Genomic DNA, 26899 nt, shown 5'->3' on the forward strand with positions numbered 1-26899 from the left:
CGCTCTATGCGAGCAGCCTGTTACCGTATCCTATTACCAAACCAGTACGGAAGCTCCCCATGTCAGACCGCCGCCGAAGCCGACGAATACCAGTGTATCGCCTTCCTTCACACGGTTCTGCTCTACGGCTTCCGCCAGCGCAACCGGAATCGACGCCGCCGACATATTGCCGTACTTGTCCAAATTGATCATGGCCTTCTCCTCCGGCAGATTCAGCCGGTTAAGCGCCGATTGAATAATGCGGATATTCGCCTGATGCGGGATAAGAAGATCAACGTCTTCCTTCGCAAGGCCTGCCTTCGCAAGCGCATCCTCAGCCGCGCTGCCCATGATGCGCACCGCAAACTTGAATACGTCATTGCCGGCCATATGGATATAATGCTGCTTCTCGGAGATGCTCTGCTCCGAAGACGGCATGCGCGAACCGCCGCCGCTAACCTTCAGAAGCTCGCCGCCGCTTCCGTCCGCGCCAAGCTCGAAGGAGCGGAAGCCTCTTCCTTCCTCGACCTGTCCAAGCACGACAGCGCCTGCGCCGTCGCCGAACAGAATGCATGTGTTGCGGTCGGTATAATCTGTAATGCGGGACAAGGTTTCCGCCCCTACGACAAGCACATGCTTGTACATGCCGGTAGCAATCATATTGGACGCCGTTGCCAAGCCGTAGATAAAGCCCGAGCAAGCTGCCGACAGATCGAAGGCCGCAGCTTTGGACGCGCCTAATTTGGTCTGAAGCAGGCAAGCGGTGGACGGAAAGAACATATCCGGCGTAATCGTCGATACAATGATCAGGTCAATGTCCTCAGCCGTTAAGCCTGCAGCCTCGATCGCACGCTTCGCCGCTTCGTAAGCCAGATCTGAAGTTGCTTCCGTCGCTGCCGCCATGCGGCGTTCCTTGATGCCGGTGCGGGTTACGATCCATTCGTCATTCGTTTCTACCATTTGTTCCAATTGCTGATTTGTAAGAATGCGTTCGGGCACATATTTGCCCGTTCCAATAATGCCGACAGGATGCAAACCCATGCTTCACACTCACTTCCCGTTAATTTCAGAAGAGATTGATTCTATCATATTGCCTTGCAGGGCAATTCTTGCCTGGCGAACCGCATTTTTTACCGCGACCGCATCGGACGAGCCGTGGCATTTCACGACAAGGCCGTTGAGGCCGAGCAAAGGCGCGCCGCCATGCTCCTTATAGTCCATCTTTTTCTTAAGCTGCTTCAGCTGCGGCAGCATAATCGCTGCGGCAATCTTCGTCAGGAAGGAATTGCCGAACGCCGTCTTCAGCATGGCGAAGATTGTGCCTGCCGTGCCCTCCAGCGACTTCAGCATAATGTTGCCTGAGAAGCCGTCGCAGATCAGTACGTCGCAATTCCGGTCCAGCACTTCTCTGGACTCTACGTTTCCGACAAAGTTGACCGGCGCTTGCTCCAGCAAATCATAAGCTGCCTTGGTCATCTCATTGCCCTTCTTCGCTTCGGTGCCCACATTCAGCAGGCCGACACGCGGGCTCTTGATGCCGTGCACCTTCTCGCGATAGATGCTGCCCATGACCGCGTATTGCGCCAAATGCTCCGGCTTCGCGTCCATATTCGCGCCGAGGTCCATCGCCAGAATGCCTACATCATCCACCGTCGGGAGCACAAAAGCGAGCGCGGGACGCTCGATGCCCTCCATCCGGCCGACGACCAGCAAGCCCGTCGTCATAAGCGCTCCCGTATTGCCAGCCGACAGCATGGCGTCAGCCTGCTTGTCCTTCACGAGCTGGCCCGCTATGACCATGGATGCGCCCTTCTTGCGTCTTACCGCTTTCACCGGCTCATCGTCCGGGCCGATCACGTCATCCGCATGAATAAGCTGCACATTGGAAGGCTTCCCTGCCTTCATGAGCGGCTCGATAACCGCTTTATCGCCTACAAGCAGCAGCTCGGTGTCCGGCCATTCGGCCGCGGCATCCAGCGCTCCTTTCACAATCTGCTCGGGAGCATGATCTCCTCCCATCGCGTCAATGGCGATCCGCATGTTCTTCTCCTCCTCCATTGTCCCTGTCGCCGGCGGATCTGAAGATGACGAAGTTGCCTTGGAACACCATCTCGTCACCTACATATGTGAATAGTTCAACTTTCGATTTGCTTCGCTCTCCCGAGACCGAACGGACGTAGGCCTTGGCAATGCATTTCTCGCCCAGCCTTACCGGACGGATAAAGCGGATGTCCGCCGTCACCGTCAGCGCAATGGCGTCGTCGATCACGGCTACTGCCAGCGAGTTCGCCTGCGCGAACACATGGTGGCCCCTTGCGATCGACGTGCGGGAGAAGACATGCTCTTCTCTAATCTCGAAGATCGAGATGCCGCTCTTGTCCAGCTCCAGATCCACAATCTCCCCGATCACCTCATGCAGCGGCAGGGAGCGTACGGAATCATAGGAGCGTTCCGCCATCAGCTTCATGCGCTCCCGAAGCTCGGGAATACCGAGTTCCATCCGGTCTAGCCGAATCGTCTGTATGCTGACTTTCAGCAAGCGCGTCAGCTCCCGGTCCGTCATAAAAGGATTCTCTTCGATATGCTGGGCCAGCTGCTGGTGCCTTTGGCGCTTGGGCATTCGTTCCATGCTCGGTTCACCCCTTCGTCCAGTATGGTATAGGAATGACTGAGCGCCTAATCTAGCAAACTGTTATCGCCGACCATCCCTACTAGATATATGTTAAACGCAAGTTTTTATCACCTGGTACTAAATCAGTATATAAAAAAAAGTCATTCTGCGCAATGAAACCAAAAAATAGCACCTCACCGCGAGATGAAGTGCTATCATGGAAATCATTATTATTGGGAAATGATCTCTTTTGTTTTGTAATATCCACACACTTTGCATACGTGGTGAGCCAATTTCAGCTCTCCGCATTGCTCGCATTTTACCATACCCGGTATCGCAAGCTTGAAATGCGTGCGACGCTTGTCGCGGCGAGTTTTGGATGTTCTACGTTGAGGTACTGCCATCTTTCCCACCTCCTTCACAAAATCAATGCCGTTTACTCCTTAAACAAATCCTTCAGCGATTCAAAGCGAGGGTCGATCCGCTCGTTTTTGCATTCGCAGGTTCGCTCATTTAAGTTTTCTCCGCAGGTTTGACAGAGTCCCTTGCAATCCTCGCCGCATAGCGGCGCGAAAGGCATGAACACCAGAAGCGCTTCTTCCAGAAACGGCAACAGGTCAAGTCTGTCCGATTTCACTTCCACAAACTCTTCGTCTTCGTCCGTATCGCCATCGGCTTCCTCAGCGGAAGCGGGCTTGAACTGTTCGAAGTAGGGAATGACCGTATGTTCTTTGGTCGGTTCAAGACAACGTGAGCATGCAAGCTCCAGATCGATGGTAAGCGTACCGTCGACTGTTACGAATCCTTCGTGACCGGCAACCTCAAGCGACACATGGAGCGGACCAGCCGCAATCACATCCGCCCGTCCCTTGAACAACTCGCTCACATCGAGCGCTTCTTGTACGGTTGCCTTCAGGCCCCTCGCCATCATCTCTTGCATATGAAACTGCATATCATCACTCCAAACAAACAAAGATTATTATAGCGATTCAAACGATCTTTTGTCAACAATTTCACGTTGCAATTCCGTTTGCGCATCTTCGGCTGTGATGCGGCATCCTCTCTATGCTATAGTGAAATCACCTATAAATCAAGATGAAGGGAGAGGCGTCTGACCAATGCGCGCTGTAGGCCTGATCGTAGAATACAATCCGTTCCACAACGGACATCTTTATCATTTGCGCCAATCGGCCAAAATAACAGGAGCCGATGCGGTCGTCGCCGTCATGAGCGGCAACTTTCTGCAGCGCGGCGAACCTGCGATGTGGGACAAATGGACGCGGACCCGCATGGCGCTGCAAGGCGGCTGCGACCTTGTCATCGAGCTGCCGGCCGCCTACGCGACGCATGCCGCGGAATGGTTCGCTTACGGTGCGGTATCGCTGCTGGAGGCGACAGGCGTCGTAGACGCCTTCTGCTTCGGTACGGAAAGCGGAGAGCTTGCTCCCCTTCTGCATGCCGCAGAGATCGCGGCGAACGAGCCTCCGCGCTTCCAGGCGCTGCTGAGAGAGCGCTTGGATACGGGCATGAGCTACCCCGTCGCATATAGCGGCGCCCTGCAGGGTTACTTGGCTGAACAGGGTCACGGAGAAGCAGCGCTGTTCCCGTTCGATACGCCGAACCATACGCTCGGCCTGCATTATCTAATCGCCTTAAAGCGCATCAAAGGCGCCATGAAACCATTCACGATTGCCCGCGAAAAAGCGCAGTATAACCAACAGTCCATCACCGACGGCTCTATCGCCAGCGCAACGGCGATCAGGAAGCTGCTGCTGGAGAGCGGCAATCTTGCGGAAGTCCAGCCATTCGTGCCGGCGTCTACCTATCAAATTATTAACTCTTGCGCTGCGGCAGGAATCTCACCCGTAAGCTGGGAGCGCTACATGCCTGCGCTCATGCATAAGCTGCTGACGGGCGATGCAGCCTCATTGGCAGCTTGCAGAGATGTTAGCGAGGGTCTTGAGCATAGAATGCTCAATGCCTTGCCCGAGCTGCATGAAGGCAGCTTTGAGGAACTGCTGTCGCTGCTCAAGACGAAGCGCTACACCCGTACGCGGCTGCAGCGGGCGCTGCTGTCCATCCTGCTTGGACATGCGCGTGACGAGTTCACGCCGGACAAGCTGGCTGGCGGTGTGGAATATATCCGCGTCCTGGGCTTCACCGAGCGCGGGCGAACGCTTCTGAAGCGGATGCGCGAGACTTCCTCGCTCCCCGTCCTGCTCAGCGCCGCCAGGCCGCCCGAGCCGTATCGCTACCTCGGCCTTGATGTCAGGGCAAGCAACGCCTACATGCTCGGCGCAAGCGGCAGCGACCCTGCTGCCTCACTATTCCGCGACTACCGCGAAAAGCCCGTCATGATCTGACGGGCTTTTCACAAGCCAAACTGGCTAAGTAAAAAATATTTATAAATTCCACGTTCCACAACCAGCACCTGCAGTTACCCATTTGGCTCAAATTCATTTATCGCATCAAGCGCATCCTGGAGTGTTTCTACTCCAACTATTTTCATAGCTGTCTTGATAGATTTGGCTTTGCTCAGCGCATCCTTCTCATTCGCCTTTGGCACAAGGAACAGCCTTGCGCCTTCACCCGAGGTGGATACGACCTTCTGCTTGATGCCGCCGATGGCGCCTACTTTCCCGTCGGGGCTAATTGTTCCTGTAGCTGCAATCCGCGCTCCCCGCGTCAGATCGCCATCCGTCAGCAGATCGATAGCGCCAAGCGTAAAGACAAGCCCAGCGGAAGGTCCGCCGATCTCTCCTGCGGATATAGACAGCCTCTGCTTCTCATTAATCGCTTCAACCGTCCGCAGCTCCACAAAGCTCTTCGCGCCCAAAAGCAATGCCAACCGCTTCTCAACCGACTCCGCTTCTCCTTCTTTGTACGTAACGGACGGTTCAAGCTCAATCATCATTTTTTTGCCGCCTCGTTCAATCTCCATCATGACCGAAGGTAAAGCTCCGCCCGACTTCCCGTCAAGCGCCTTAATCACTTGCTCCGCCGCGTCAGCGACGCTAGTGAACGGCTCGCCGCCCTCCAACCGCAGCAGCTTATCCCCTGCCCGCAGCTTTCCGACCGGCTGGTCGGCCACACGGATAATGTCAGTTATGACGATAGCTTCTGTCTTCGCCTCGTAAGGAATTTTCAAATGCCGGTAAGCCGCTTCAATCGCATCGTATTGCGATCCTTCCATAATAATCGTCAGCCGCTCCGCGTATTGTTCTTTCGTAAAATGGCCGAGCACAGAGCTTTTCTCATATACATCCCGATCCCGGCTGACCGTTGCCTTCAGTACTCCGAGCAGATTGGGTTCGATGAGCTTAACCGCCGTGAGCAGGAACTGCCCTCCATCAGCAGCCGCGCCGGATTCCAATGCGATCATCGGATCCACCGGCACCGCGATGCCCGGTTCGTATACAAGATAAGGCGTAGGGGCATACAGAAGCCCCCACATCGCTAGCGCGGTAACCGCCGCAGTTATGAAAATGCGCCGCACGGCAGTTAGTCCTCTTCGCATAGGCTCCCTCCCATCGCAAGCTTATTGATTCATGGTCTATCTTCGATTCTTGCCACGTAAGTATAACCGTAACTGGTTTGTCCCAAAGGAGTTGATCGGCATGCCCAAAACGATCGTTATAGCCGTCCTGTCCATCCTGCTGGTCGGCTCTATTATCGTGCAGCCCGACGCCTCATTTCAGGCGTCGCTGCAAGGTCTCACCGTATGGTGGAATATTGTATTCCCGGGATTGCTCCCGTTTCTCGTCTTGTATGAAATCATATTAGCCTTCGGCCTAGCCCATGCCATCGGCACGACGCTGCAGCCGCTCATGCAGAGGTCGCTTGGCCTGCCCGGCGAGGCAGCGCTTGCGCTCATATTCGGATGGGCGGGCGGCTATCCCGCGGGCTCGGAGGCCGTCGCCTCCCTCCGCAAGCGCGAGCTGCTCGACCAGGCTCAAGGCCAGCGTCTGCTATCCTTCGCCCATATGCCGAACCCGCTTTTTATGCTGGTTGTAATCGGAGCGGGCTTCCTTCATAAGCCGATTGCGGGCATGATGATAGCAGCAGCCGTCTGGGTATCCGCCCTGTGGCTGCTGCTAATGACATCGATATTCCGCCAGCGTAAGCAAGCTTCGCCGGACGCTGATCAGAACCGCACTGCGGGCTGGCTGTCCGCATTCGCGCATGGCCTGCAAGCCGGAAGAGAGCAAGACGGCCGAAGCTTCGGCAAGGTGCTTGGCGATGCCGTCTCCGGCAGCGTGCAAAAGCTGATGGTCGTAGGCGGCTTTATGATCTTCGCCTCTGTGCTGGCCAAGCTGTCCGAGCCGCTGATCGCACCGATTCAGAAAGCGGGCTTCTCCTTCATTGGAGCCGCCTTCTTCGAGAGCCATCTGGGCTCGTATGCCGCGGCCATCTGGAATGCGCCAGGCGGCAGCGCCGCATTCGGCTGCGCCATCATCGCAGCAATACTGGCATGGAGCGGCCTCGCAGGCATCCTGCAGACCGGCTATGCGATAGCCGGCACTGATCTGAGGCTGCTACCTTTTGTCGTACATCGCCTGAACCATGCGCTGCATGCATTCTTGCTAACCCTGCTGCTTTGGCGCCCGCTAAGCTGGCTCGCTGCCAAACTCGCCCCTGAAGGGGGCTTCCCGGTAATGGTGTCCGGCCGCTATTATACGTCAGCCATTGATGTCAGCATGCCGATGTCCGCCATGACGGCAGGAGACCTGCCTGTCCTATGGCTCTATTCGCTCTCTTCGGCAGCAGTCGTATTCGCCATCCTGCTTATTGCTTATGCATGTATTCCGCAGAAATCAAATCCCATTCGTATTGACCGGTAGCCGAAGCGCCCGCCAAGGATCAGATGTTATCCTCGTACTTCTCCTTGAGCCGCGCTTCTACAACTGGCGGCACCAGTTCCTTCACTTCGCCTTTGAACTGGGCGATTTCTTTCACAATGCTGGAGCTGAGATAGGAATATTTGGGATTGGTCATCATGAACATGGTGTCAATCTCTCCGTCAAGGAGATGGTTCGTCGAAGCCAATTGCAGCTCATACTCAAAGTCGGTTACCGAACGAATGCCGCGGATAATGACGTCCGCTTCTTTGCTGCGCATGAATCGCACCAGCAAATCACGGAAGCTGTCAATCTCCACATTCGGCAGATCCTTGGTCACTTCTCGAAGCAATTCCTTGCGCTCCTCCACCGAAAAAAGCGGTTTTTTGCTCGTATTGTTCAAGACCGCAACGATCAGGCGGTCGAACTGCTTGGACGAGCGCTGAATGATGTCCAGATGGCCGTACGTAACGGGATCAAAGCTGCCCGGGTATACGGCGATGCGTTCCTTCTTCGGGGATGGTCCTGCTGCATTCTTCTCATTCGTTGACATCCGATTCGCTCCTATTCGTCTCTTCCATAGTTCCTTCTATGTAACGATATATGGTAACGGCTGTATCGCCGTATTTCGCGCTTCTGACCTGATGAAAGCCCGGTATGCTATCCGAATACGCTACTGACGCATCGTGCTCTACCATTATAGTCGCATCCGGCTCCAGCATGCCTTTTCCGGCGAGCTCACTCATCCATTCATTCATATCCGTCATTCGGTAAGGCGGATCCAGGAACACTAGCGAAAAGCTGATTCCCCGCTTTGCCAACGCTTTCAACGCACGGTCGGCATCATTGCGGTAAATCTCAACATCGCTCTCCGCGCCCGCGGCCTGTACATTGTGGCGGATAATATCCACACTTATTTTATCCTTATCGACAAATATGACTTTCTCCGCGCCCCGGCTCCATGCCTCCAGGCCAAGTCCGCCTGTCCCTGCGAACAAATCCAGCGCGATGCCCCCGTCAAAGTAAGGGCCGATTATACTGAAAATCGCTTCTTTCACCTTATCTGTTGTAGGCCTGGTGTTCGTGCCCGGCACAGCCTTCAGCGCGCGCCCTTTTGCCGCGCCTGCGATGATTCTCACTGCTTTTTGCCCCTTTCGCAATCGTTCCCGCCTATCGTACCATACATTCCCGCGGAGAATAAAGATGAATGCATGAATCGGCTGGCCGCCGCCGCAACCTTTTTGGCGTCACCCAGCCACTCCTGCCCTTGCCGCCATAGTATACAGAAAAGGAGGAAGCTCATGCCTAATTACCGTATTATTATAGACTTGTCCGACAGGAAGCTGTACCTGCTGGACAACAATATTGTCGTCCGCGCTTACCCCGTAGGTATCGGAAGAATGGTGACCCAGTCCCCTTCGGGCGAGTTCACGATCATTAACAAGCAGCCGCATCCGGGAGGCCCTTTCGGTGCATTCTGGATGGGCCTGTCCAAGCCGCACTACGGCATACACGGCACCAATGATCCGTCTTCGATCGGAGGATTAGTCTCGCATGGCTGCATTCGCATGTACAATCAGGACGTCCTGGAGCTGCAGGCTTTGGTGCCAATCGGGACTCGTGTGACGATTCGGCCTTAACTGCACAAAGAGCGCTATTGGAGGGAGATCCTCGAATAGCGCTCTTTTGGTTATTCCACAGGCAGCATTGGAATACTGTATGTCCAATCAGAGTTAAACGAATCACACTATAGTCGTGTATACAAGCCAACAAAACCGGATTTTTAATTAGCTTGGTTCGACTCCGCCCATCGCCTTGTACGCGTCCAGAACATTTTGCAACGCCTTCTTCTCTGCCGCTGTAACGGTACGATCATAATGAAACTGATCGCCTTGATGTCTGATGAGCGTTTTTTTAGAAGAAATAATCGCTTTAATCATTTCCATCTCATATTTCGATACGTTCCCATCGTAGTATTCCCATACGCCGCTGTATCCGTTATCGCGTTGAATCTCACCATAGGACGGAGAGACGGTGTATGTCTCGTCGTCCGCTTTAATCGTATAGCTGTCCATGAATACCCAATCATCCCCGGTATATCGAATCGCAATCCGAAGCCATGGAGAAGATCCTTCTTGAGTGCCGAAATAAATATGAAAGGAGTTGGAATTTACATATTTTGCAGACGTTTTATCGGTATAAAAAGTTCTCTCCGTTATCTCATCATACTCCTTGCGCATCTTGCCCGTTGCCGCCGCTAGGCGCGCCTTCTCTTCCTCTTCCTTCGCTTTGGCCTCAGCAGCGATGCGTTTATTCTCTTTTTCAATTTCCGTTGTCAGCCGTGCGCTCAAATCTGCTAACGTTGCGATATGCTCTGAATCGGGATGTTTGCTTTTCAGCGAAGACAAGGTAGTATTCAATCCGTTCAAATCTTCTTTTTCGAATTGAAGTTTTCCTGCCGCTAACATCTTGTCCGGCCCGTTTTTCAATTCGTCGATTTCCTTTTTTAATTGTTCGATCTCGCTTTTCAAATTACCGTTCTCCGTCTTGAGCACGGATACACTTTCTTTCTCGGTTTTCAACTCCGCAGATAATTCCGCTGTGTTTCCAGAGCCGCATGCGCTTAAGGAAGCAATTATAATGGCAGCGACCATAATACGAGATAGCGGATTTTTCACCTTATAACCCCCATTGATATATTTCAAGAATGTGACTTTAGAACTAGATTACAGCTATATTCTTCCAATGTGAAGCACTATTTTTGTTGAAAAACAGAAAACTTTCGTCATGCAAGTTATTCATACAAAAAAAGGCGACCTCTGTATTCAGAGAATCGCCTCTTTTAAACGGATAACAAGTTAAAAAAAGATTCCGGCTCATGGCCGAAAGATCTTAAATCACGCTATGTCTACTGTATGCCTGCATTTAGGAAAGTTCATGCATCCGTAAAACTCACCCCGGCTGCTCTTCCTCTTTACTAGCATATAACCACATTTGGGGCATTCATCATTATCGAGTTCTGTAATCAGCGGCTGCTCCACTAACTCTTCAACCGGATGTTCAACGATTTGTTTTGCCACTGGCATTTTAGACGTCTCTGGATTAATCTCCAGAATCATCTCGATCAATTGCTGCCGATTTATCAATCGAACCCCGTTGGACTTCGCAAGTGTGTAGGCTTGCTCTGTATAATCGGCATTTGTTACAACCCAAGCTTCAGTTGCTCCATAGTGATTCATTGCTGTATGTACTTCCTGGACTGCTTTCAAGCTTACGTTCTTGCTGTACCTCTTCGCCTGGACCACGATCTTTTTGCTGGCTTTAGTTAAGACCAAATCCGCCCCGAAATCACCCGCTGATTTTGTTACTTCGGCTGCGTAGCCATGCGCCTTGAACAGATGGCCTAAATAAAGTTCGAACTTGCGCCCATCCATCTTATCTATGTCGGCGATCCCTGATCTCTTCAATCGTTCAGCATGTTTTTGATTATGAATGATAACGATAGCCACGTACAATCCAAGTATGCTTCCCGCTGCAACACAGCCGACTGCTAAGGACTTAGTTAATAAATAACCACCATACAAGGCCCCGCCCATTAACAAAAAAACTAAGCTTTGAACTGGATCAAGCTGTTCCTTCTTTCTTCTCCGCGACATAAACAATAGCTCCTTTTGTAAATAAGTTCTTATAATTATACATCATTCCCAGTGATTCGGTAGTCTGTTAGCACTATAAATTTATATAACTTCTTTTGTAGTTAACATTACGAATCAATATATATTCATTTGTAATGTTTAATTTGATAGAACTTTTGAAATTCCTAGGATTTTCTCTTTCTAAAAAAGGTCAGAGGAGCAGCTCCAAATGGAACTGCTCCTCTTATTATTGCTATTAGCCTATTCTTATTAATTCAAATTTCTGAAGCAAGATAAAACGATGAAGAAAATTTGGTCAGCAATTGGTCAACCATTTTAACTATTCATAATTCCTCGCTTCAACCCCTCGATACATAAACATTCCCACAAAAATAATCGAGGCCCCCTTTCGGGGGCCTCTTTCATGGGAGAGGAGAATTACCACATATGATTGAGAGAGAATGCCAATGAATATGGATGTTCTGCGGGGGAATGACTCTCGGTTTTGTGCCTCGGACTGAAGGAAAATGAAATAAGATGAAGAAAATAGAACCCAATTAGAACCCGCGAACATCAAATCATAGCTGCTCCTCCGGCACAACATATTGAACGGGTTGCACGAATTTTTCAGGTTAGGAGTGCTGGCTTTACGCTGGCTATGTTATCCGCCGGCACGTGGTAGACTTCGCCGCCATCGTGGACCTCGACATATTCATCCCTAGACACAAGAGTAGTACCAGCTCATTCAGCGCTGCACGCACCCTGTGCTTAGAACGTCCGGACCATCGAACAATATATGGAATGACCCTTTCGAAATCCGTCCACTCATTCCGGTATCGATTCCATGCGATGCTCAGAACTTTGCGGGCATTATCGCTCAACATCCGCAATACCTTCGATGTCGCCGAGGATGAACCAGTCGCCTTCCACCTTGAAGCGGCCCCGCTGCCGATCAATGCCCTGCACTACACCAATAACACGAAGTGATTCATAACGATCAAATAGATATATGTTAACTGGCCGACCAAGCAAACGATCGACGCGGACAAGATCCTGATCATCTAAGTACGTTCTGGTACGCGTAATTAGGTTATCCATATCGCTCCCCCTTTGCCAACTCAATTTCAACGATTCCGCTCAAATTAAAAATGCGGATGGCCTGTGCGGAATAGCAATAGGCTTTACCTTCTCACCCTTGACCGATATGACACGCACATCCCTGAAGCTGACTTGTCTCTTACGATCCAAATAAATGAGTTGGACGAGCTGCCCGATGTAATTTTCCATTAAGCCCATCCAAATACGAACGTTTGTTCTCATTGTGTGCGAATGAACGTTCTTTATGCAATAAAGAAAACCCCATTCGTTGTTCGAATTGCCTCCCTTTCTTTCCTTTCGAGAATAAAAACTAGTCTTTATGAACTATACTTGATAAAACTTTTGAATCACCATCTTCCACATATCGTCATTTATCTGCAATTGTTGTAAACTAGGTATAATATATACTTCAAAGAGATAATTTTCGTTCTGAAAAATGGAGCTACTTTACTAAAAATCATCTGGTTATTAGGAGGACTTTCATGTTGCGAGTGCTATTTATTCCTGGAATTAAAGGTACCGAGTTATTATTAAATGAAGATAACGTCTGGTTTCCAAAAAACACAAGAGATTTAGAATATCTTACTAGACCAGATTTAGAACCAGGAGGACTAATACGTAGTGTTAGTGCATTTACTTATATTAATGTAAGTGTTTACAGGGGGATTCTTGACGAATTTGCAGGTCAACAATTTGATTACCATTCATATGATTGGCGTCAGGATATCTTCACACAAGTGAAAGGATTGGTCGCCAAAATCAAAACTTTTATTGATCGAGGAGACGAAATTGTATTAATTGGACATAGTATGGGCGGGATGTTAGCAAAATTAGCTATTCTGCAATTAGAAAAGAATGAAGAGCATCACAACATAAAAAAACTACTCACAATTGGAACCCCTTGGCATGGAGCGCCTGATGCATACAAAGCACTTGCATACGGTGAGCCAGGCATTTTTCCAAAACTCTCTCAAGCATATCTATTCCTAGATGATAAAAGAACAAGGAGGCTAGCTAGACAGTTTCCGTCAACATATCAACTTCTTCCAAGTCAACACTACTTTGAGTCAGCTTATGGCAAGTTCCTTTTTAATCCTAACAAAGATAAAAGCTATGATGACATAAAGCAGGATGTATCATCATTTTATCGTAAGGATAATCTCGAGTTTGTCGAAGTTTGGGACAGATATATATCTCCTGTCCATCAAGCTATGTTAAAACCTTTGCCAGATTCGGTGGAGCACGATTGCTTAATTGGTCATTGTTACCCAACAATTTACCAACTACCGGATTCCGCTCTATTTGGCATGAGGGTTATTTTTAAATCTAATGCAATATTTATGAATGGAGATGGAGTGGTTCCGATATTTAGTGCAACTCCAACCCATCCCGCTAATCTTTACTATACTGAAGGTCAGCACGCAGAACTATGCTCATCTCAAAATGTTTTAGATTTCATAGCTTGGTCACTAGGAAATAAGGAAGGTCCACTACCAGATGGTATTAATCTAAAAACCTCTGACGATCTACATAACGGATTTATGGCGAGCATAAAATGCCCTGTTACACCTACTTTCCTTGATGAGAATAACAGGTACATTGCAGGTCAATTTGATCCGAAAATTGAAGAAATCAGCGACCTATCTAATAACCCTAAGTTAGTTTATTTTCCATTAGGTGACTCGAAATATCTTTTTGTGCCTCAAGATGCGGAAACTAATATTAAAGTTAAATTAACTTCACACGAAAAAGGCATAGCTGATATTTCTCTTCAAATCCTAAATGAAGAAGTAACTGAAATAACGTTTGATCCACTTCCAATTGATACAGGTGAAACAGCAATCGTTTCGTTTCCTCTGTTCACAGCTGATAAAGAACCTTCTCTGCGAAAAACTAAAGGGACAGAATATATATATACTCAGACAAAAAAACAACAGAACAGCGCCGATTTAATAGAAAAGAAACCGACTATACCAATAATTGAAATAGTGGCCAAACCACAAAAAGATACGAAAAAAGTAAAGTATCAACTTGTTTTTTCAGGTCCTATAGATGTAAGCATAAACAACGCGAATAACGAACTAATTGATGTGGTTTACTATTCCCTAAATGGAGAGCCACCAACAACATATAAGGATGCATTTTCTTTAGACCTTCCTGCAGGCAATCATAAAATTGTCGCCTTTGGTAAAGATATATTCGGAAGGCCGATAAAATCAAAGGAATACGAATTTTCAATTGATACGATTGCTCCATTCACAAAACCGGCCATTACTGCCACACCTGATGGTCTAGAAATTCTTTTCACAACGCAAACGCTTGGGACAAAAGTTGATACCTTGTACAGATTTGTAACTGTTGATGAGTTGGATTCGATTGATGAAGATTCATGGACAAATGTAAAACCAGGAGATACAGTTACAAAAAATTGGGGGAAGCTTTCTTTATCAAAAAGCGAAATGTTAGTACTGCAATATTACTCGAAAAATCCATTTGGGCCTACTGAAGACGTAAAGAATTTAAACATACGTCTTGGTAACATACCAGCGATTATGTGGGAAGAAACTAATGCGTATATCACGCCAGAGATGATTTGGTCAAACTTTCTAGGGATGAACCCCTTTGCAATTTCTGATTTCAGTGTTACATTAATTGGTAAGAAGCATCTTGCCGGAACACTTTCAGAAGCAGTTGCAGATAATGTAAAGGGAGTTACTCTTGATTCGGTGTATCTACGATTGACTGTAATGTATGATGAAAAATATGCACTCTTTTTCATTGGCCCTCCAACTGAAGTTTTAAAAATTGGTCAAGAGTACAAATTTTCTTTTGAATTGTTGACGGAAAGATCCAAAGAAAAAATTGAACATACAAACCCAAGAGCCGTCCTTCGTGCACTAAGAAGTCCGATTCCAGACAATAATATAGAACTTGAAAATGTAGATGGCACATTTAAAGGAAAGTTTATTGTGTCTGATTCATTTACGAAGTACAAGTTTAGATTAGTTATAACAGACCAAAAGAACCTTAATCCATCGTTACGTGAGATACCATTGACACTAAAAGAGGAAAATACTTAGTTTAAGGAGGCGAGGATATGCCCATATGGCTAATTATCCAAATTGGACTGTTAGTTTTATCGTCACTCCTCGCCTTCGTATTTTATATTTCTAAAGGTTGGAGAATTGGACTTCCATTTAATAAAGATCAAGCAATGAAATTGATATTTATTAGGATAGTGCCAATTCTGTGGTTGAGTTCTTCATTTGTAATTGGCATTATTTATTTACTGATTAACACTCAGATTTTTAGTGATTCACTGCAAGTACTTTCAATGATCGTTTTTCCTTTGATAACATTAACAATCATATTTATCGGAATTCGAAAACGTGACAAACAAAATGAATCTGAAAAACAATATGAGCGTAATGCATTAAAAAAAATAAGTGAAAAATGTGAGCAATGGATAAATCAGTTCAGTTTCATTTCCTCCGAAAATGTTGAATTAAAAGTTTATATTTCAAAAGGAAATCCCATTGGCAAGATAAGCGTTTTTAATGTAAATGAACAACAAAAAAATGAGATAAATCAATTCAAAGATTCACTTCCCCATAATGTTTATCTGGAAGTATTCCCTTTTAGCAATAATGGTGACGACTATATTCATTAAAGCCCTTTAACTTAAAGCTAAAGGGCTTTTTTGCTGCTTCGATATAGAACTGCCGCAAACTGCGCCCGCGTTAACGGCTGAAGGACTTAAAAATGTGTTGAAATCTTAAATCAATCTCTTTTCGTCTAGGAAGGCTGTCATTCTATAGAAATCGTAGCCGCCGTTAACTGGCGAAGGAACCATTCCCGCTGCCTTCGCTTTATCTGAAGCTGCTTGTGCCCATTCCGGGATTGTATTAGGCATTACATAGTTTTGTAGGACCATCAATTGATATTTAAGTTCAACTATTTCTGCCTCTAGTCGTTCTACTTGATCTTGAACGGACATAGTTATCGCTCCTTTTCCAAACCCGCTATCCAATTGAGCCACACCCCAAAAGCTGGACACATGCTATACTAGTCCAGACGAAGGGGTGCGGCTCATCATGGTCCACGGGTTTTCTTGTGCTTACTATTTATTTAAGGATTGTTTAATGAGTTGATGAGCCAGAACCGTTGCGCCAGTCACAAGCACGCCTTGAATAGCGCCTTGCAGCACATCGCCGACGATCATAATACCACTGGCAATACCGAGTCCGAGCAGCGCCCATGGGATTGTCCAGTCAGAAACCTTCGGCGTGTTCTTCAGCAGCAGGCCGATAATAAAAAGCACCGGCATAAGCACCAATGCTTCAGACATGATGTATTGGATGATATCGTTCTCCATATTCATTTCACCTCCTTTCCATTCTCAAGGAGTCCGAGCCTGTCCAGTAAAACGGCCGCCTGCGCACGCGTGAGCGGTTGATCTGGAGCAAAGCGATCTGCGGCGACGCCGTTTAAGATACCAGCCCTGATCGCCTTAACGACAGACGCTTCCGCCCAATGGCCCGAGATATCCGTAAAGCCTTCTACCGTCTTAGGAGGCTTCGGCTCCGGAGTAACTGGCGGCTGCGTCGTCCCTGCAGGCGGCGTGTATTTGTGGCCTTCAAACTGGCAATACGCCTTAACGACAGCCTCGGCGTAAGTCTTCCAATTTTCAATGAGGCGCGCAGCGTCAGCTGGGCTACTGCAAAAGCCGTACTCGCTGATTATCGTTGATACATTACCAGTCAGCCGATGCATAAAATAATAATCGTTTGTGCCTGCTTCGTTTTTCCTGCTAAAGACTGGTGTAGATCTCTTTGGTTGTCCTGCATCGGCAATAGCTTGCATAAGTGCCGTAGCCAGTTTGCCGTCACTATAGATGCTGTGTATCGTCTCAACACCCGCAGCTGTAGACGATGATGCGGAATTAACATGATTCGATATGCAATGCTCGGCCCCACTATCCTTGACCAGCGCAGCCCGCGCATTTGAATCCAGTGTGATATCACTGTCCCGCGTCAACGCCACTTTGATGCCCAACTCTTTGAAACGCTTGTATTGATAGAGCGAGATGTCCAGCACCATATGCTTTTCAACAATCCCGTTCCCACTCGCCCCCGGGTCCTTACCTCCGTGCCCTGGGTCAATGACAAGCTTCGGTTTTTGATCTCCAATAAGCTTCAATTTTGCCGCCCCCTTGATACATAATGCCGCGCCGAGTTTGCGGCCATTGCCGCTGTCAGCCGGATAAAGTGTCGTACTACCACCGCCGTCACCGTTAATCGCCACTACGCAACCTAGAGTCTTCATGATTTCCGCCAACGCCTTCAGAGTGACTTCTGCCCGCGTTCGAACAATGACCAGTTCGTACGGCGATTTCAGGCCGTAGGCGATGCGGATATGCTTGGCATTGTTAGCCCATATATCCTTGCCGAGTTGATCGCGCTTGATGCCATCGTCCACGACATCCACTCCGCCGGCAAGCAACGGTGGCGATCCCTGCAAGGACCACGTTACACCTGCAGGCGGCCTGCCGATGTGCATCGTTTCATCCGACAGCATAAAAAGCGAGTCGCGCGCGATCGTCTTTGGCCCGTCCACTGATACCTGTTTTCCACCAACGACGTTCCGCCCTAACGGCACGCCTCCAATCTTGTATTCTGCATAAGGTAGATTCCCGGCCACATCCGCCCCGGTAGCCACCGCGAGCTGATTGATAGTCATCTTAGCTCCAAAGGCGGCGTAGATGTCATCAACTCGCGAGTCGGCCTCGCAAACATCACAGGTAACACCGTTGATTTTTATTCGCTGGATCATGGCTTAAGACCACCGCCAATGATAAAGGCGACCACGGCTACAAGCACCGCCCCGACCATTGTCCGCCATATCCATTTTTGGTTGTCTTCGATTTTGTCGATACGCTTATGAGCTGAACTGGCAGAAGCGCGGGCTTCAACAGCCATTTCATTCGCCGTAATTGCTCGATCGAGTTTGCCGTCCATGCCGTCAACCTTCGTTTCGACTCGCGTCATGCGCTGCAACATTTCATTTTGCATGTCTGGCATCTTATCGTCCCTTTCCCAATAAAATAGGCCCCGCCTATGCGGAGCCTTAAAAATCTTGATCTGTAATCACTTTGTATTGCTCAGGTGTTATTGCTTTGTAGGTAACATATTGCCGTAATTGCGAGTCTGTTGCCCAGCCCTTTTGATAGTAAAATTGGATACGCTCAAAATCACTCATTATCAACCGCACCTCCTTCCAGCGCTAAAAGCCGCAATTCCATCTGCACCATTTGCGCACCTAGCATGGCATTAATAGCTTTTAACTCAAGCGCCTCCAGCTCTTGTTGTACCAATTGCGCACCCATTAAATCGATATCCATTAGCGGATTCGGCTGCTGGCCAATCTCTGCTGGATCAACTCCGGGATAGTTGGAGCTAATATACACGTAAGAGATTGGCCTGTCATCTAGCAAGGTGGCAACGCCTGCTCGCGTTTCAATTAAGAATTCTTCACCAGCAGCGAGCTGGAAAGAAACCTTTACTCCGGATAACTCTGCAGGCTGGCCAAGGTAATCAAAAAGAGCAGCTCTCACTCCTCCGTCTACAAGCTCGGCCCGAATGTGGTAACGCATTGAATGATGGACCCATTCTCCCGGGTTACGTTCGATCATCACTTGTCCGTTTTCTTCTATGCGGGTGTTTTTTGGCAGCATTTTATCACTCCTGTCTAATCCATAAACTCAACGTAGTCTACTGCGGATGTTATGTTTGCTTGTTGCGTGGTTAATTTTTGTCGTGCCTCTATTCGAAAAGAGCTTTCGAAGTCGGTAGGTACTTTAATATCTACCCTCTGGTTAAAAGCAGAAGCAGAGTACGTGACCATAATCATACGACTCAAATTAGAGTCTGCTGTACCGCCGATATGAATGTCGTGCCAAGCCCCGCCGTCTACACTAACTCGAACATCAGTATAGCGAACTCCCCCTATTTGTCCGTCTTTGACCGCAATAACCGTAATCCTGTCAATACGTCCCTTAATGCCTGTAACTTCTCCAGCAACAACCCATTGATTTGGGTTGACGTTAAGGTGAGTTGTTTCAATGCCTCGCAGAATCTGTGGCATACGTTACATCCCCCTTAAACCAGCGCATAGTCAGCAGAGCCTTGCATCTGAGTAGCTGCTACTGTTGACATGATTTCGATTTTAAGGGACTTAAACTCAATGTCAGTAAAATAATCAAGAGAGTAGGCTGCGGAGTAGGCAGTTGTACCGCTTGCGTGAGGATAGCCACGTCCGTTATGCGCTTGCCCTGATTCTGTTGCAAGTGAGGATTCTACTCCGTCCACTCTTAGCCGGACGCGATAATTATTGTTAGTCTGCGTGCCTGTCACGACTAAACGGCTCAGCCTACCAGCGCTCGATATATCAATCAATGTGTAATACGTGTTAGCTACGGGATTGTTGATGTTTATATCTGCTAATCTGACGTTTGGCGTTATGAGTCCCCCGCCGCCTGAGCGGCTCCATTCCGGCCATACAACGTTGCCGCGGCGAGCCCTTGTCCAAGTACCCTTACCTTGGTCACTATAAAATATCTGCAAAATGTAATAGTCGTCGCGCCTTACAACGCGATAATAGCCGCTTGGCTGAGGGCTGTTTGTGGCCCCCTCAGTCACATAGTACCAACCAGGGGTCAGCTCGTTGTTCATGTTGACCCCCGTCTTAACGACTAATAATCCGGATGATGCTAAATTATTAATCTCTTGACCAAGCTGGTTCATGTCTGTTGGGCCGACTGTATCGCCCATCTTCCAGTCCGTTTTTGCCAAGTCACTAAACCTCCTTTACCGTTATGGTCTGGAGCATCATAAGGTCTGCCACAACGGGCACGTTTACTGGTCTGCTCGTTAAGACCTTATTCGACATATCCTTTAGCTCTATCATTGTAATGAGCGATACTTCCGCTGCTGGCACGATGTAGTTTAGCGCCATGACATTGTCCGTCACTGCTTTAACAACAAAGTCAGTAATGACAAATGAACCATTGATGACCACTTTGTCGACTCTACTATTAACATGTTGCGCAATACTATTAAGTAGATCGGAATCGATCATGTTACTGGCACCTCCACACCCAGGGTCATAAACGGCTTTTCGCCAAGCTTCCAAGATCCGTCCAGCTTATAATTTCGAGTTATGACTTGTCTGCTTAGATACTCTTTCAGACCAATATCATCATCCAAAGCGGTATTCTGTTGATAGAGCAAGTTGGCCGGCTTAATCGTCTCAACCGTATGCAACACTTCGCGAAAAACACTAGCGTTGTCCAGGTTGGTCGTAACCGTAAGTACAAAAGCTTGCGGGTCGACTGATACGATCGTCATGCCGCTTCCTACCAACATATCTAACTGCTGCTGCAGGTAGCGGACTGTAAACGGCGGCTTGGTTTGATAGCGGTTAAGAATGCGACGGCGCCTGAATTCTAGTGTTTCAGTCGGATCTGCTTGAATTTCCAACATCAGCTCTCGCCGGCGAATAGCCTGATGCCCTGCTGACAGGACAAATTGGTCATTAAAAAGCTGGTCCACCGCATTTTGCAGTAGATCCAGCTCAATACTTTCCGTGTGACCCAACCGTAAAAAATCTTCGACGACGTTATAAAAATCAGGCAGATGACTTAATATACGATCAGCCATTAATGATCACCGCCCCCATCACAGGTACTTCATCGACGCCAAGGATCAGGTTAGATGCTGAGCCATTTATCTGTGTCCCTTCAACATCCTCCACTCCTGCAACTGTAAGCATCCGTGCATCAATTTGCGCGGTCCGAACAATGAGTTGTTGCTGATTAGCCCAATCGTGCCTCAGCTCCAATAAATATCCGGATATAACCGCAGCGATCTCTGGCTGTACTTGACCTGGAGTTACTCCACTGGCTAGTGTCAATGTGGTTTTAATGTTAATGGTTTGCCCTGCCACGCCGACAACGGTCACTACATGCCCGATAGGCGCTTGACCCACCCCTTGCCCGCTATTAACCGTCGGGTCCATGTAAGTCTGGACTTCCGAAACCAATGCCGAGGATGGCGGCTGCCAGTCCGCTGCTATCAATGTGCATTTGACCGTCCCCCCGCCCTGCCATGCAGGATAGATCTTGACGGCGCCGACGCCGGAGATCGCATTTATCTTTTGCTTGTAGTCGGCGACATTGCCACCAAACGGCGGTTCATTAACCGCTGTATAAAATCGTTGGCGCAACGCTTCATCCGCCTCCGCGTCTTCCCCTGGAACCAAAACATCCGAAAGCACTGCTCTCGCTAGTCCATCCACATAATCGATCGGCAGCATTGCACCATACTGTTCATTGCCAACTGTACCCACGGTTTCGCATCTCATTTGATACGTGCCCATACTGATCCGCTGCCTCACGACATAAGTCAAACCACCAACCGCAAAGCGGCTGCTAATAGGAACATCCATCAACGCATTGCTCGCATTGTAGAACTGTCCACGACGGACAGCAGCCGTGGCCGGATTACGGTTAACACCAAACTCGGAGGTTCTGCGGCTCAAGTATTCTCCGCTGGCCGTATCCACAAAGGACAGATTATAATTAACATCCAAATCGATATACATCTGGGCCAGCTCTACCGCTGCCGGCGCGCACGCCTCGTAAATCACGCTACCCTGACGCTTATCGATATCCTCCGGCACTCTGGCCAACATACGCTGCAAAATAAAATCGAATGTCATATGCTCATACAACAGTGCTCACCTCCTGCTCGAAGCTGCCAAAGGCAGTATGAACCACGAAGCGGATCATAATTTGTTCTCCAGCCACCTCTGTAGTAATCTGATCGATCCGGTCGATGCGATCATCTGTCATAAGCGCTTCTTCAATTAATCGTTTTGCCTCTGATTCCGCAAAAATTGGGTTGCTGCCCAGGAGCAACGGCAACTCATGGCCGTAATCAAAATCATAGATATCGTGGTTGAAGCGTACCGTCTGAAGCGCTTTGAATACGGCTTGCTTGACGGCATCAAGACCATAAATACGGCCAGTAATTTTACCTTTGTCTAAATCAAGCTGCCAAGTCAAAGATGGCTGTGGATGATCATCCAAAGGACGGTCCAGCAAGGCTGGATCCAGTTCAGGTATCATTGCCGCTCACCATCCTATCCAAAATGAGATACTGCTGCCCGCCTTGCACACGAAGCAGCACCACCTTATCGCCTTTCTTCAATCCGCGACGTATGACAACCGGCTCCTCCGGTAGAGCAGCTGACGTTGTCTTTGTAGCCGGCCCACTGTCACTCGTGTCCGTGTATTGATGGGTGTGGTACAGCGGCAACTCCAACCGGGTCAACGACTCAGGCACAATCAAAAAATCCGCAGGGAGGGAAAAACGTTGGTCCACGTTTACCTCCAGCGGATTATCATCAGTTATTAAGCCAAACATCACAGCGGCCGGGCTCGTCGCATCCACCGCACCAGCTGCAGCTTGTTTGATTAGGCTAAGTAAATCTGCCATTACACCACCCTCATATCCAATGTCATCGAATGTTCGGAGCCGTCAAAGTTATGGGTACACTCGTCAACGAGTAATGCCTGGTCAACACTGTATTCGGATATCCGGATTCTTATGCGCATGCCGGCGCGGACCCGAGTATCTCCCAAGGCACTAATCTTAAGCGATTTGGTCTCCCGGTTTTTGATTAGGGACAATGAGTTAAGCAGCTCCTTGATCTGTGCCTCGTTCGCATCCTCTTCAACGCTCTGATAAAGCTGCAGCACGCCCCAACGCTTTATATTGACTGTATCTTGCGACATAAAAATGTCGCGTTTACCAGTCTTTTTGTTTGACCTGTACAGCTTTATGCGGTTGTAGGTATCGCTGTCAATCGATGTCTTTACGCTGTAGTCCGTCATTAAGCTCCCATCGCCGATGTAAAAATCCAATTGCCTGTCATCGATGAGACGCAAGCAAAGAGACCCAAAATCATCGTATAGACAATAGTCCTTTCCGGTGTTCGCATAGGTAATCGTAATTGCCTTGCAGATGATATCAATTAGCTTTTGACCATCTTCGCTCATCGTCTTGATCTTATACCCAGTATCATCTACCGTACCGAGCTTGATTTCAAAGTCCTTAGCGATTCGACGCAGGACATCGGCGGCGGTTACGCCTTTGAATACATAAGTATCCGAGTTCATCAGGTAGCGCGTCTGGTCATATGCTGTGATTTTTACTGCCTCGTCGCGGCCGCCGTCTATGCTGAAGATGTAGCCGTGAAAAAGATTCGTTTTTCCAACACGCAAACGGACAACATCGCCATTGCTGTAGGCGAAATCCTTCAGCTGATACAGCGGGGCTCCTTTGATAAGTGTGAAGCTGATGCTCCCCGCCTTACCAATCCGCGACGTCTTCCAGGACATACCCTCCACAATCTCGGAGATATCCCATTCAGCACCCTGCTTATTGATGATCTTAACATCCATCATGGCAGCTTCAGCACCTTTCCTGCAGCAAGACGCTTCAAGTCAGCGTCTTTGATACCATTTAGCGTCTGGATTTCCTTCCAGCGATCGCCATTGCCGAGTTGTTTTTGTGCAACCTTCCAAAGCGAGTCGCCGGCAACCATTGTGTACGTCTTTGGCTGCTGCTTATCATTAGGGCGGGGCTTGGTGGTCGAAGCTTTCTGAGCAGTTCCGCTTCCGGTTGGTGCTTTTTGCACGATCTTACGCGCAGCATAAAAGACATACTTCTTTAATTTGATGTTATATTCGATATCCCCGCCGCTGCCGGCAACCTCGCGCCAGTCAAATGATTCGATTGAAGCTGGTGTATTAATGTCAAAGCTATCACTGGTCATAATAAATCGGATCGGCCTCTTTTGGTTGAGCCAAAATTCGATCATCTCAATGTAAAAGTCAGGCGGATACAACTCGGAGACCGTCACAAACGGATAATGGCGAGCGGGAAAAATACCACTGAAGCTATATTCTGATAGCCTCCGCTCTTTTATGACGTTGATTTCCCCCAAGCCAGCAACGTTGTAGGTCTTGCCTTGTCCAGACTCCCCAACGTCAATTGCCGAGGGGTTGACTGGTATCGGCAGCCTGCTAGTCTTGTTGTTAAAGCTCAGCTCAATACCATATATTTTCATCGCTCTCCACCTCTATCCATATGCCGCATCTGCGCTTGCAGCGATATCCTGTTCCAACTGAGTTGTAATGCGTGACACGATCGTATTTAGATCGCTCTCATTACGGATGTGCGTATCCCCGAAGTTTATACTCGGCTGCAGCGTAACATAATTCTGAATGTTCTTCATTTCTGCGAGCTCGCGCATCATCTTCAGATCCTCACTGCTAATATCAACCGAGTCCTTGATCTTATCGACTTGCTTAACGTTATCGACGCTTAAAGGCTCATCGTCAATCTTCCATTTACCGTTGTCCAGACCTCCAACCAAAGGCGGGGGAGCAAACTGATCCTCCTTCTTCTTTTCCTCCTCTTCTCGCTTCCGTGCTCGATCCTCCATTGTATCGAGGACCTTCTGTTCCCGAGCAGCAGCTTTAGCGGCAGCCGACTTATCCATTTCGGCGATGGCTTCTTCACCTGCTTGTTTAATAGCTTCAGCTTCAGCAGCAGCTTTCGATGCAAACTCCACATGACCTACTGCATCAAGGCTTACACCTGGTATCTTATTAAGTTTTTCGATTAGATCATTAACCCGATCAATAACACCATTAATCAAACTCTCCATAATTTCAAGCGACTTGACCCGCATGCTCTGGAAGATGTTAACGATGCCATTGCCAATCCGTCTGAAGAAAATCGGGATTTGATCAAAGAAATTTAGGATCATATTCCATCCGCGCATCATGGCAGCTGCAAACGCATCGTTTTTTTGCCATAACAGGACTAAAGCTGTAATGACACCAATAATAAGTGTCGCAATTAGTACAAAGGGGTTAGCGTTCATGATAGCGTTAAAGAGCGCTTGTGCAATAGCGGCGATACGAAGCGCCGCGCTCACACCTTTTGTCATGATCAGATAAGCAGCAATCGCAGCTACAATGCCCCACAGTATCGGTTCTATCCAGCTCCAGTTATCAACAAAAAAAGTTGCAGTAGCCATCGCTACCCCCATAACGGCTTGGATTATACTAAAAATACTACCAAACACGGTCATCACAATAGATTCAATTACAGGCATGTTATCCATTATATAAGAGGAGAACTGAGAGATAATCGGCATGAGTCCATAGCCGATTTTATCCGTAACTGACCCCCATGCATTGGCTAGCCGGATTGCTTGTCCTTCCGGCGTCTCTCCCATTGCTTGAGAAAGTCCCGATAAGTTTTCGTCAATCATTTGGATTACGAGAGCAGCTCGCTCTGCCTCTGTACCGGTCTTAAGCAGGGTTTGTTCGGCTTCGCTAAAAATGGCATCAATCTTAAATCCATTACGAGACAGAGCATTAATGTCACCCATCATGACCTTTCCCATGAGGTTTGCCGTCTGCATCAACTGATCTTGGCTAACACTCGCACCATAGGTCTCAGTCGCCAGATTGTACATGGATTCCGTCATTGCTGATACGTTTGAAGGGTCATAGACATATTCTGCTAACTGCGACTGACCGAAGATGCCCGTGCTCGCAGCTATGGATGTAGTTGCCTCCAACTCGTTTGCACGTTGCTTCACTAGCTCAATGCCATCCTGCGTCATCCCATTAACATTACTCATAATGGACTGGAGCCGCTGTTCAGCTCTTATTTGGTCATTGGCACCAGCTAATGAAGTACCTAAAAATGACTTCATCTGATTGATTCCAATGTACGTTGCACCTATTGCCGTAATTTTTCCAAGAAGCCCGTCTCCAGCTTTCTCCCCATCTTTGAGGCTTTTGTTAAAACGCTCTTGTTCTTTTTTATTGTTTCGGATCTCGCCCTCAGTGGAGTCTATAATGTTATGCAGCTTGGTATAGGAGGATTGCACCTTTGATAGATCACCGGCTTGCATCGCTCGATTCATAGCATTTTGCTCGTCAATTGCATCGTGTATTGTCTTCCGGATCTTCCCCGCGGAATCATTCAATGCGTCGAAAGCTTCTGGCGATGCATTTGCGCTCATGCGATCCTTCTGTTGAGTGACTTGCTGCAACTGAGCATATAATTGCTCCAGACGTGTTTGCAGTGCATTTATATCTTCAGCGGCATTGTCAGGCAAGAAGGATATATCAGATCGATCGAGAGCCATCTGCGAGGTGGCCAACTCATCCATCTTGGACTGCAGCGCCGTGATCTCTTGGGCGTACCTTTCCACGCCGGATGTCTGAAACATTTCTGGGCCGTCCCATGAATCCCACTTCACTGGTTCCGACATCGTTACTGACGATATTGGTCCAGGAGTTTCTGCCGGAACGGTGGGGGCCGGAGGCTGCTTACTAATTTCGTTATTGAGTTTTTCTTGAGCTAAGACCGCCTGACCAATCGCATCAGCCATTTCACCCTCGACGGATATTAACGCCGCTTTCGTTGAGCTCATTGATTTCGACAATGTCTCAATTTGTCCTATTGACTCATACATTTTTTCTACTGACGAGATTAAGGCGTCCATGGACTGCGTTATGCTCTGTATCGGCGCTGTCATAGCGTCCATTAGTTTTAGCGTTGATGTAACGGTTGGCAAAGCCTCACCTC

At 48.4% G+C, this 26899-nt stretch carries 32 protein-coding genes; 5 read left to right on the forward strand and 27 right to left on the reverse strand.

Translation table 11 applies throughout. The features are described 5' to 3' along the window. Positions 1–33: 33 nt before the first annotated feature. From D3P09_RS02100 to D3P09_RS02120, 5 genes are all read right to left on the reverse strand, one after another. A complete protein-coding gene (locus tag D3P09_RS02100; RefSeq protein ID WP_120106767.1) occupies positions 34–1020 on the reverse strand; it encodes a beta-ketoacyl-ACP synthase III in 987 nt (328 codons plus the stop codon). A 9-nt stretch (positions 1021–1029) separates the two neighbouring features. Further along, positions 1030–2019, reverse strand: coding sequence for a phosphate acyltransferase PlsX (gene plsX, locus D3P09_RS02105; RefSeq protein ID WP_120106769.1), 990 nt, complete (start codon positions 2017–2019; stop codon positions 1030–1032). Continuing rightward, positions 2003–2599 (reverse strand): transcription factor FapR, encoded by a 597-nt coding sequence (fapR, locus tag D3P09_RS02110; protein ID WP_207892453.1) that lies wholly within the window; start codon positions 2597–2599, stop codon positions 2003–2005. The genes plsX and fapR overlap by 17 nt, the downstream gene beginning before the upstream one ends. Positions 2600–2820: 221 nt before the next feature. Next, complete coding sequence (gene rpmF / locus D3P09_RS02115) at positions 2821–2994, reverse strand: 50S ribosomal protein L32 (RefSeq protein ID WP_116043433.1); 174 nt, start codon at positions 2992–2994, stop codon at positions 2821–2823. A 32-nt stretch (positions 2995–3026) separates the two neighbouring features. After that, positions 3027–3542, reverse strand: coding sequence for a YceD family protein (locus D3P09_RS02120; RefSeq protein ID WP_120106773.1), 516 nt, complete (start codon positions 3540–3542; stop codon positions 3027–3029). 166 nt (positions 3543–3708) lie between these two features. Between D3P09_RS02120 and D3P09_RS02125 the strand changes: the two genes are divergently transcribed. Further along, on the forward strand, positions 3709–4953 hold the full coding sequence (locus D3P09_RS02125; RefSeq protein ID WP_120106774.1) for a nucleotidyltransferase: 1245 nt from the start codon (positions 3709–3711) through the stop codon (positions 4951–4953). A 74-nt stretch (positions 4954–5027) separates the two neighbouring features. Here D3P09_RS02125 and D3P09_RS02130 read toward each other — a convergent pair whose 3' ends face one another. Next, complete coding sequence (locus D3P09_RS02130) at positions 5028–6107, reverse strand: S16 family serine protease (protein WP_120106776.1); 1080 nt, start codon at positions 6105–6107, stop codon at positions 5028–5030. A gap of 100 nt (positions 6108–6207) precedes the next feature. Between D3P09_RS02130 and D3P09_RS02135 the strand changes: the two genes are divergently transcribed. Then, positions 6208–7431, forward strand: coding sequence for a nucleoside recognition domain-containing protein (locus D3P09_RS02135; protein WP_165867280.1), 1224 nt, complete (start codon positions 6208–6210; stop codon positions 7429–7431). Between the two features lie 19 nt (positions 7432–7450). Here D3P09_RS02135 and coaD read toward each other — a convergent pair whose 3' ends face one another. Then, entirely contained in the window at positions 7451–7981 is a 531-nt protein-coding gene (coaD, locus tag D3P09_RS02140; protein ID WP_120106780.1) for a pantetheine-phosphate adenylyltransferase, read from the reverse strand. Continuing rightward, a complete protein-coding gene (gene rsmD / locus D3P09_RS02145) occupies positions 7968–8567 on the reverse strand; it encodes a 16S rRNA (guanine(966)-N(2))-methyltransferase RsmD (protein WP_243643871.1) in 600 nt (199 codons plus the stop codon). The genes coaD and rsmD overlap by 14 nt, the downstream gene beginning before the upstream one ends. Positions 8568–8729: 162 nt before the next feature. Here rsmD and D3P09_RS02150 point away from each other — a divergent pair, with 162 nt between their 5' ends. After that, positions 8730–9068: a L,D-transpeptidase gene (locus tag D3P09_RS02150; protein ID WP_120106784.1), complete on the forward strand. Its 339-nt coding sequence runs from the start codon at positions 8730–8732 to the stop codon at positions 9066–9068. Between the two features lie 147 nt (positions 9069–9215). On the opposite strand, the gene D3P09_RS02155 is transcribed toward D3P09_RS02150, so the two are convergent. The 3 genes from D3P09_RS02155 to D3P09_RS02165 form a co-directional block, all read right to left on the reverse strand. Continuing rightward, positions 9216–10106, reverse strand: coding sequence for a hypothetical protein (locus tag D3P09_RS02155; protein WP_120106786.1), 891 nt, complete (start codon positions 10104–10106; stop codon positions 9216–9218). A 219-nt stretch (positions 10107–10325) separates the two neighbouring features. Then, positions 10326–11084, reverse strand: coding sequence for a restriction endonuclease (locus tag D3P09_RS02160; RefSeq protein ID WP_120106788.1), 759 nt, complete (start codon positions 11082–11084; stop codon positions 10326–10328). Between the two features lie 849 nt (positions 11085–11933). Next, positions 11934–12161 carry a hypothetical protein gene (locus D3P09_RS02165; RefSeq protein ID WP_120106790.1) on the reverse strand — a complete coding sequence of 76 codons (228 nt, stop codon included), beginning with the start codon at positions 12159–12161 and terminating at the stop codon, positions 11934–11936. A 482-nt stretch (positions 12162–12643) separates the two neighbouring features. On the opposite strand from D3P09_RS02165, the gene D3P09_RS02170 reads away from it, so the two are divergent. After that, positions 12644–15241, forward strand: coding sequence for a lipase/acyltransferase domain-containing protein (locus tag D3P09_RS02170; protein ID WP_120106792.1), 2598 nt, complete (start codon positions 12644–12646; stop codon positions 15239–15241). Positions 15242–15258: 17 nt separating this feature from the next. Then, on the forward strand, positions 15259–15831 hold the full coding sequence (locus tag D3P09_RS02175) for a hypothetical protein (protein ID WP_120106794.1): 573 nt from the start codon (positions 15259–15261) through the stop codon (positions 15829–15831). Positions 15832–15936: 105 nt separating this feature from the next. Here the strand turns inward: D3P09_RS02175 and D3P09_RS02180 are convergent, their stop codons facing one another. From D3P09_RS02180 to D3P09_RS02255, 16 genes are all read right to left on the reverse strand, one after another. Next, complete coding sequence (locus tag D3P09_RS02180; protein WP_120106796.1) at positions 15937–16158, reverse strand: hypothetical protein; 222 nt, start codon at positions 16156–16158, stop codon at positions 15937–15939. Positions 16159–16281: 123 nt separating this feature from the next. Then, the gene (locus D3P09_RS02185; protein ID WP_120106798.1) at positions 16282–16536 is read right to left on the reverse strand and encodes a phage holin family protein; all 255 of its coding nucleotides are present in this window, start codon (positions 16534–16536) and stop codon (positions 16282–16284) included. Positions 16537–16538: 2 nt separating this feature from the next. After that, positions 16539–17993, reverse strand: a complete 1455-nt coding sequence (locus tag D3P09_RS02190) for an N-acetylmuramoyl-L-alanine amidase (RefSeq protein WP_120106800.1) — start codon at positions 17991–17993, stop codon at positions 16539–16541. Then, positions 17990–18241, reverse strand: coding sequence for a hemolysin XhlA family protein (locus D3P09_RS02195; protein ID WP_120106802.1), 252 nt, complete (start codon positions 18239–18241; stop codon positions 17990–17992). Before D3P09_RS02195 ends, D3P09_RS02190 begins: the two co-directional genes overlap by 4 nt. A gap of 46 nt (positions 18242–18287) precedes the next feature. Next, the gene (locus D3P09_RS02200) at positions 18288–18419 is read right to left on the reverse strand and encodes an XkdX family protein (protein WP_120106804.1); all 132 of its coding nucleotides are present in this window, start codon (positions 18417–18419) and stop codon (positions 18288–18290) included. After that, positions 18412–18894 (reverse strand): hypothetical protein, encoded by a 483-nt coding sequence (locus D3P09_RS02205; RefSeq protein ID WP_120106806.1) that lies wholly within the window; start codon positions 18892–18894, stop codon positions 18412–18414. Before D3P09_RS02205 ends, D3P09_RS02200 begins: the two co-directional genes overlap by 8 nt. Positions 18895–18908: 14 nt before the next feature. Then, the gene (locus D3P09_RS02210) at positions 18909–19304 is read right to left on the reverse strand and encodes a hypothetical protein (protein ID WP_120106808.1); all 396 of its coding nucleotides are present in this window, start codon (positions 19302–19304) and stop codon (positions 18909–18911) included. Positions 19305–19318: 14 nt separating this feature from the next. Beyond that, positions 19319–20011 carry a pyocin knob domain-containing protein gene (locus D3P09_RS02215; protein ID WP_120106810.1) on the reverse strand — a complete coding sequence of 231 codons (693 nt, stop codon included), beginning with the start codon at positions 20009–20011 and terminating at the stop codon, positions 19319–19321. A 4-nt stretch (positions 20012–20015) separates the two neighbouring features. Further along, entirely contained in the window at positions 20016–20297 is a 282-nt protein-coding gene (locus D3P09_RS02220) for a ketopantoate hydroxymethyltransferase (RefSeq protein ID WP_120106812.1), read from the reverse strand. Beyond that, positions 20294–20878 (reverse strand): putative phage tail protein, encoded by a 585-nt coding sequence (locus D3P09_RS02225; protein ID WP_120106814.1) that lies wholly within the window; start codon positions 20876–20878, stop codon positions 20294–20296. The genes D3P09_RS02220 and D3P09_RS02225 overlap by 4 nt, the downstream gene beginning before the upstream one ends. Then, a complete protein-coding gene (locus D3P09_RS02230; protein WP_120106816.1) occupies positions 20871–21950 on the reverse strand; it encodes a baseplate J/gp47 family protein in 1080 nt (359 codons plus the stop codon). The genes D3P09_RS02225 and D3P09_RS02230 overlap by 8 nt, the downstream gene beginning before the upstream one ends. Next, positions 21943–22347 (reverse strand): DUF2634 domain-containing protein, encoded by a 405-nt coding sequence (locus D3P09_RS02235; RefSeq protein WP_120106818.1) that lies wholly within the window; start codon positions 22345–22347, stop codon positions 21943–21945. Before D3P09_RS02235 ends, D3P09_RS02230 begins: the two co-directional genes overlap by 8 nt. Beyond that, positions 22337–22717 carry a DUF2577 domain-containing protein gene (locus D3P09_RS02240; protein WP_120106820.1) on the reverse strand — a complete coding sequence of 127 codons (381 nt, stop codon included), beginning with the start codon at positions 22715–22717 and terminating at the stop codon, positions 22337–22339. Before D3P09_RS02240 ends, D3P09_RS02235 begins: the two co-directional genes overlap by 11 nt. Beyond that, entirely contained in the window at positions 22717–23688 is a 972-nt protein-coding gene (locus tag D3P09_RS02245) for an XkdQ/YqbQ family protein (RefSeq protein ID WP_120106822.1), read from the reverse strand. Before D3P09_RS02245 ends, D3P09_RS02240 begins: the two co-directional genes overlap by 1 nt. Next, positions 23685–24353 carry a LysM peptidoglycan-binding domain-containing protein gene (locus tag D3P09_RS02250; protein WP_120106824.1) on the reverse strand — a complete coding sequence of 223 codons (669 nt, stop codon included), beginning with the start codon at positions 24351–24353 and terminating at the stop codon, positions 23685–23687. Before D3P09_RS02250 ends, D3P09_RS02245 begins: the two co-directional genes overlap by 4 nt. 12 nt (positions 24354–24365) lie before the next feature. After that, positions 24366–26888 (reverse strand): hypothetical protein, encoded by a 2523-nt coding sequence (locus D3P09_RS02255; RefSeq protein WP_120106826.1) that lies wholly within the window; start codon positions 26886–26888, stop codon positions 24366–24368. Between the last annotated feature and the right edge of the window lie 11 nt (positions 26889–26899).

Origin of the sequence: Paenibacillus pinisoli, assembly GCF_003605435.1 — a bacterium.
GTDB lineage: Bacteria > Bacillota > Bacilli > Paenibacillales > Paenibacillaceae > Pristimantibacillus > Pristimantibacillus pinisoli.